We start from the raw sequence: 5,381 nt of genomic DNA on the forward strand, positions 1-5,381 counted from the left end.
CCTCAGCTCAGCTTTGCGCCAAGCCCAGCCGCGCCACCAGCCACCGCCGCAGGTCCGGACCGTAGTCATCACGGTCCAAGGCAAAGTCAACCGCAGCTTTGAGGTAGCCGCCCGGATTTCCCAGGTCGTGTCGCGAACCCCGATGCACGACGACGTGCACGGGATGGCCCTCGGAGATCATCAGGGCGATCGCGTCGGTCAGCTGGACCTCGCCGCCGGCCCCACGGTCGATGCGCCGCAGGGCGTCGAACACCGCCCGGTCCAGCACGTAGCGGCCGGCCGCGGCATAGGTCGACGGCGCGTCTTGGGCCTTGGGCTTCTCGACCATCCCCTTGACCCGCATCACGTCCGGGTTGTCACCGTCGGGCAGCGGCTCGACGTCGAAGACGCCGTAGGCGCTGACTTCCTCCGGGCTGACCTCGATGGCGCACAGCACGGTGCCGCCCCGGCGGGCACGCACCTTCGACATGGTCTCCAGCACCCCGGTGGGCAGCACCAGATCGTCGGGCAGCAGCACCGCGACGGCGTCTTCGTCGACGGACAAGGTGGGCTCGACGCAGCTGATCGCATGCCCGAGCCCGAGCGGCTCGGCCTGCACCACCGATTCGACCTTGATCAGTTGCGGCGCGCGGCGCACCTTGGCCAGCATGGCCTTCTTCCCGCGCGCCTCCAACGTGCCTTCGAGCACCAGGTCTTCCACGAAGTGCGCGACCACGCCGTCCTTGCCCTCGGAGGTGACGATCACCAGCCGCTCGGCGCCGGCCTCAGCGGCCTCGGCGGCGACCAGCTCGATACCGGGGGTGTCGACGACGGGCAGCAGTTCTTTGGGCACCGTCTTGGTGGCGGGCAGAAAACGGGTGCCCAAACCCGCCGCGGGCACAATGGCAGTGCGCGGGATCGGAACCTTTGGCGTGGGCATTGTTCACACGATAACCGCAGCCGACTTCACCCCTTCGGCTGGCGGTGGGCGAGCCGAAGCTGACAGTCTGTTTGCCGTGACCGACGACGCGGTAATGGCCGCCAAGTCCGCGTTGCGGGCGCGATTGCTCGCCGAGCGGCGCGCGGTGTCCCCCCAGGTGCACGACGCCGAGGCCGCCGCGTTGGCCGCCCATCTGGAGCGCCTGGCCGGCACCGCCGACACCGTCTGCGCCCATCTGCCGGTGGGCAGCGAACCGGGGTCGGCGGAGATGCTGGACCGCTTGGCCGGCCGGGGGGTGCGGGTGCTGCTCCCGGTGGTGCGCACCGGGGAAGACGGCGGCCCGCTGCCGCTGTGGTGGGGCGACTACCGGCCGGAGGCGCTGACCACGGCCCGCTACGGCCTGCTCGAGCCGCCGCAACCGTGGCTGGCCCCGGACACCCTGGCGCAGGCGGACCTCATCGTGGTGCCGGCGGTGGCCGTCGACCGCCGGGGCGCGCGACTGGGCCGCGGCGGCGGCTTCTACGACCGCTCGCTGCCGTGGCGCGATCCGCGGACTCCGCTGGTCGCGATCGTGCGGGACGCCGAACTCGTCGAGGAGCTGCCCGCCGAGGACCACGACGTGCCGATGACTCATGTGCTGACACCGGGCCTGGGCCTGGTGCCGCTGCAACCGCGCTCATGCGGCCAGGAATGAGAAAGGCCACATAGGCGTTCTGGCACTTGGCACGGTAGAGTGCTAACGCGATTGTTCGATCCACGGAGGTTTACGTGCCCACCTACAGCTACGCCTGCACCGAGTGCAGCAACCGCTTCGACGTGGTCCAGGCCTTCACCGATGACGCCCTGACCAACTGCGAAGACTGCAACGGCCGGCTGCGCAAGATCTTCGGGAAAGTCGGCGTGGTGTTCAAGGGCAGCGGCTTCTATCGCACCGACAGCCGCGAAGCCGGTAAGTCCTCGTCGAACGGCAACGGCAGCAGCGCCTCTGCCGCCTCGACATCCAGCGACTCCGCCAGCAGCACGAGCGCATCGGCCGACAAGTCCAGCGCCAGCAGCAGCGCCACGTCCGGTTCCACCGCGGCGGCTGCGCCCGCAGCCGCCTCGAGCTAGCCGGTTATCCACAGTCGCCCGCCCGGCCGGCGGCCCCGGGGCCGATTGCCGGCATAGCGTGACGCCATGGGCGACTCGCTCAACCCCCCCCTGATCAGCCGCTTGTCACAGACCCTGCGCCCGGACTGGGCCCGTACGGTGCGCGCCCGCCGAGTGACCGCAGGCGCTTTGGTGGTGCTGGCCGGCATCGCCGCATTCCGGACCGACCCCCGCGACGACCTGGTGGACGTCGTGGTGGCCCGCCGCGACATCGCCCCGGGCACCGCCCTGACCGTCGACGACATCCATCGGCAGACCCGCCCGGCCCCCACGGTTCCCGACGGTGCCGCCACCGACATCGCGGCGGTGCTGCAGGCGACACTGGCCGGTCCGGCCCGGCGCGGCGAGGTCCTCACCGACCTCCGGCTGTTGGGCCGCCGCCTCACCGAGGCCGCCGCGGGGCCTGACGCGCGCATCGTGAGCGTGCACCCCGCCGACGCCGGGCTGCTCGACGTGCTGCGCCCCGGCGACGTCGTCGACGTCGTGACCGCCGCGCCGGACGACTCCGCCGGTGCGCCCGGCGCTGCCCGGGTGCTGGCCGGCGGCGGGATCGTGGTGCTGGTCTCCGGCCAGCACCACGATGACCGGGTGGTGCTGGTGGCGCTGCCGGCCACCGCTGCCGTCGCGGTCGCCGGCGCCGCTCTGAGTCAGGCCGTGACGCTAACGCTGCGCTGAACTCCTCACGCCGCGGCGGCCGGCTGCGGGCTGGCGCAGAACTTGCACTTTCTGGCGTCGGCGTCGATCTCCGACCGGCACTCCGGGCAGGTCTTGGTGGGCGCCTCGTCGCCGAACACCGACTTGCCGCGCCGCTTCTGAATGTGCTTGTAGGGCAGCACGATAACGAAGTAGACGGTGGCCATGAACACGATGAAGTAGATGATCGCCGAGAGGAACGCACCGAAGTCGACGAAGGTCGCCTCATTGCCTTCGGCCCCCAGCTGATACCCCAGCCCCAGCCCGGACGTGTCGGGCTGCGCGGCCGACACCAGCGGATTGATCACGCTGTCGGTGAAGGCCTTGACCAGGTTGGAAAACGCCAGCGCGACCACCAGACCAATGGCCACGGTGATCACGTCGTCACGCATCAAAAAATTCTTGAACCCCTTGAGCACCGGAACTCCCCTTTCCTGCGGATGCACTGCCGAGCGGCGAAACGCCGCCTACGGCGAACCGTAGTGGCCACTGCGCAGCCGAAAGGGGGGATTGCGCGAAGTCGAACTCAACCGTGATGTGGCGGGATGTTGTCCCGCAGCCAGCGCTCGCGCTCCTGCTCCTCGCGGGCGTCGTCCGGGTCGCGTTCGTCCGACGACGACTGATGCTCTTGCAGTCCGGGCACGATCAGATCTCCAGGCTGGACAGTTGGCCGATGATCGTCGCGGCCAGCGGGTTCAGTGTGGCCATCCCGTCACGCACAGCCGCCCGGGACCCGGCCAGGTTGACCACCAGGGTGCTGCCGGAGACCCCGGCCAGCCCCCGCGAGAGGCCGGCGTCGGCGATCCCGGCCGACAACCCGGAGGCCCGCAGCGCCTCGGCGATGCCGAGGATCTCGCGGTCGAGGAGTTCGCGGGTGGCCTCCGGGGTGACATCGCGCGGGGTGACCCCGGTGCCGCCCACCGACACGACCAGGTCGACGCCGCCGATCACCGCGGTGTTGAGCGCGTTGCGGATCTCCACCTCATCGGCGGCGACGGCAACCACGCCGTCCACCATGAATCCGCCCTCGGCCAGCAATTCGGTGACCAACGGGCCGCTGTGGTCCTCGTCGCCGTGGGCGGTACGGTCGTCCACCACGACGACGAGGGCGCGGCCTGCGAGTTCTCGGGCTTGCTCCATGGATGCAACCGTATATCCGGAACGCGTCGTCGGAGTCACCAACCCGTCACTGCTGTGCTTTGCCCAAGGTGACCTGCGCGGTTTTGGTCGCTCCGGAGGGGTCCAGATAGGTCAGCGTCACCTGGTCGCCGGGCGCCTTGGAACGCACCGCGGCAACCAGCGCGTCGGCGCTGCCGATGGGGCGCTTGTCGAACGCCGTCACCGTCGCGCCCTCGGGCAGACCGGCCTTGGCGGCCGCCTCGCCGGGCACCACCTCCACCACCTTGGCGCCGTGCAGGCTGCGCTCGCTGGTGACGCGCACCCCCAGGGAGGCGTGCGACGCCGTGTGGTCCGGCGAGTTGATGAGTTCGTCGGCGATCCGCTTGGCCTGGTCTACCGGGATGGCAAAGCCGAGGCCGATCGATCCGCCCTGGGCTTCGCCGGAATCGCCGCCCATGGTGGCGATCGCGGAGTTGACGCCCACCAGATCGCCGTTCATGTTGACCAGCGCGCCACCGGAGTTGCCCGGGTTGATCGCAGCGTCGGTCTGGATGGCGTCGAGGACGGTGTTCTGGTTGCCCGCCTCCCCCGTGGTGGAGACCGGCCGGTTGAGGGCGCTGACGATGCCGGTGGTCACGGTGCCTTCCAGCCCGAGCGGCGAGCCGACCGCCACGACGTGCTGGCCCACCCGCAGATCAGCCGAAGAACCGATCGTGATCGGGGTCAGCCCCGAGACACCCTGGACGCGCACCACAGCGATGTCGCTGGCCGGGTCGGTGCCCACCACCGTGAACGGGGCGGTGCGTCCGTCGGAGAACGTCACCGTGGTCTTCGGTCCCGGCTTGCCGGGCACGTCGGGTTTGGCGGCAGCGGCGGCCACCACGTGGTGGTTGGTCAGGATCATGCCGTCGGCCGACAGGACGATGCCCGATCCCTCCTCGGACTGGCGTCCCAGGTCGGTCTCCAGCATGACGACGCTGGGCACCACCTTCGCCGCGACTTTCTCCACCGAACCGTCCGGCAGGTTCACCGCAGCCGGCACGCCCGGGTTCTGAATGCCGGGAATGTGACCCCCGGCGGCGATCGGCCGCTGATCGGAGTTCAGCGCCGAACCGACCACACCGCCCATGACGCCCGACATCACCGCGATACCGACCGCTCCCAGCACCAGCCCGCCCGTGCGGGACCGCTTCGGCGCCGCACCGCCCGGGCGCGGGCCCCCGCCGTAGGGGGCGTCATACGCGGTGCGATAGCCCGAGGGCCTGCCCTGCTGCTGGACGTAGCGCCAGTCGTAGGGCGGCGGGTACGAGCCCGGAACGGGCCCGCCCGGATAACCGCTCTGCCCGCGTTGGTCCGCACCGGTGGAACCGGCCGGATGGGGCCGATCCGGTTGCGCAGGCGGCGGGAGGTACCCGGGGTAATTCGTCATGTCTGTTGTCTACTCCTAGTGACGCGAGGCGGCAGCGACGTTGCCTCACCACCATGCCTACGTGGACTGAGA

The 5,381-nt window shown here is 70.4% G+C and carries 7 protein-coding genes; 3 read left to right on the forward strand and 4 right to left on the reverse strand.

Annotated elements, in window-relative coordinates:
- Positions 1 to 7: 7 nt before the first annotated feature.
- On the reverse strand, positions 8 to 919 hold the full coding sequence (locus LI92_RS19465; protein WP_046321858.1) for a UTP--glucose-1-phosphate uridylyltransferase: 912 nt from the start codon (positions 917 to 919) through the stop codon (positions 8 to 10).
- A gap of 94 nt (positions 920 to 1,013) precedes the next feature.
- Here LI92_RS19465 and LI92_RS19470 point away from each other — a divergent pair, with 94 nt between their 5' ends.
- The 3 genes from LI92_RS19470 to LI92_RS19480 all read left to right on the forward strand — a co-directional run bounded on the left by LI92_RS19470 (position 1,014) and on the right by LI92_RS19480 (position 2,743).
- Positions 1,014 to 1,613, forward strand: coding sequence for a 5-formyltetrahydrofolate cyclo-ligase (locus LI92_RS19470; protein WP_046321870.1), 600 nt, complete (start codon positions 1,014 to 1,016; stop codon positions 1,611 to 1,613).
- Between the two features lie 74 nt (positions 1,614 to 1,687).
- Complete coding sequence (locus tag LI92_RS19475) at positions 1,688 to 2,029, forward strand: FmdB family zinc ribbon protein (protein ID WP_046321860.1); 342 nt, start codon at positions 1,688 to 1,690, stop codon at positions 2,027 to 2,029.
- A gap of 66 nt (positions 2,030 to 2,095) precedes the next feature.
- Entirely contained in the window at positions 2,096 to 2,743 is a 648-nt protein-coding gene (locus LI92_RS19480; RefSeq protein ID WP_046321862.1) for an SAF domain-containing protein, read from the forward strand.
- A 5-nt stretch (positions 2,744 to 2,748) separates the two neighbouring features.
- Here LI92_RS19480 and LI92_RS19485 read toward each other — a convergent pair whose 3' ends face one another.
- The 3 genes from LI92_RS19485 to LI92_RS19495 all read right to left on the reverse strand — a co-directional run bounded on the left by LI92_RS19485 (position 2,749) and on the right by LI92_RS19495 (position 5,309).
- Positions 2,749 to 3,207: a large conductance mechanosensitive channel protein MscL gene (locus LI92_RS19485; protein ID WP_353585456.1), complete on the reverse strand. Its 459-nt coding sequence runs from the start codon at positions 3,205 to 3,207 to the stop codon at positions 2,749 to 2,751.
- 199 nt (positions 3,208 to 3,406) lie between these two features.
- Positions 3,407 to 3,901 (reverse strand): MogA/MoaB family molybdenum cofactor biosynthesis protein, encoded by a 495-nt coding sequence (locus LI92_RS19490; RefSeq protein ID WP_046321866.1) that lies wholly within the window; start codon positions 3,899 to 3,901, stop codon positions 3,407 to 3,409.
- 46 nt (positions 3,902 to 3,947) lie between these two features.
- A complete protein-coding gene (locus LI92_RS19495) occupies positions 3,948 to 5,309 on the reverse strand; it encodes a S1C family serine protease (RefSeq protein WP_046321867.1) in 1,362 nt (453 codons plus the stop codon).
- Positions 5,310 to 5,381: the final 72 nt, after the last annotated feature.

The organism is Mycobacterium sp. UM_Kg1, from assembly GCF_000972925.1.
In the GTDB taxonomy this organism is placed as follows: Bacteria; Actinomycetota; Actinomycetes; order Mycobacteriales; family Mycobacteriaceae; genus Mycobacterium; species Mycobacterium hiberniae.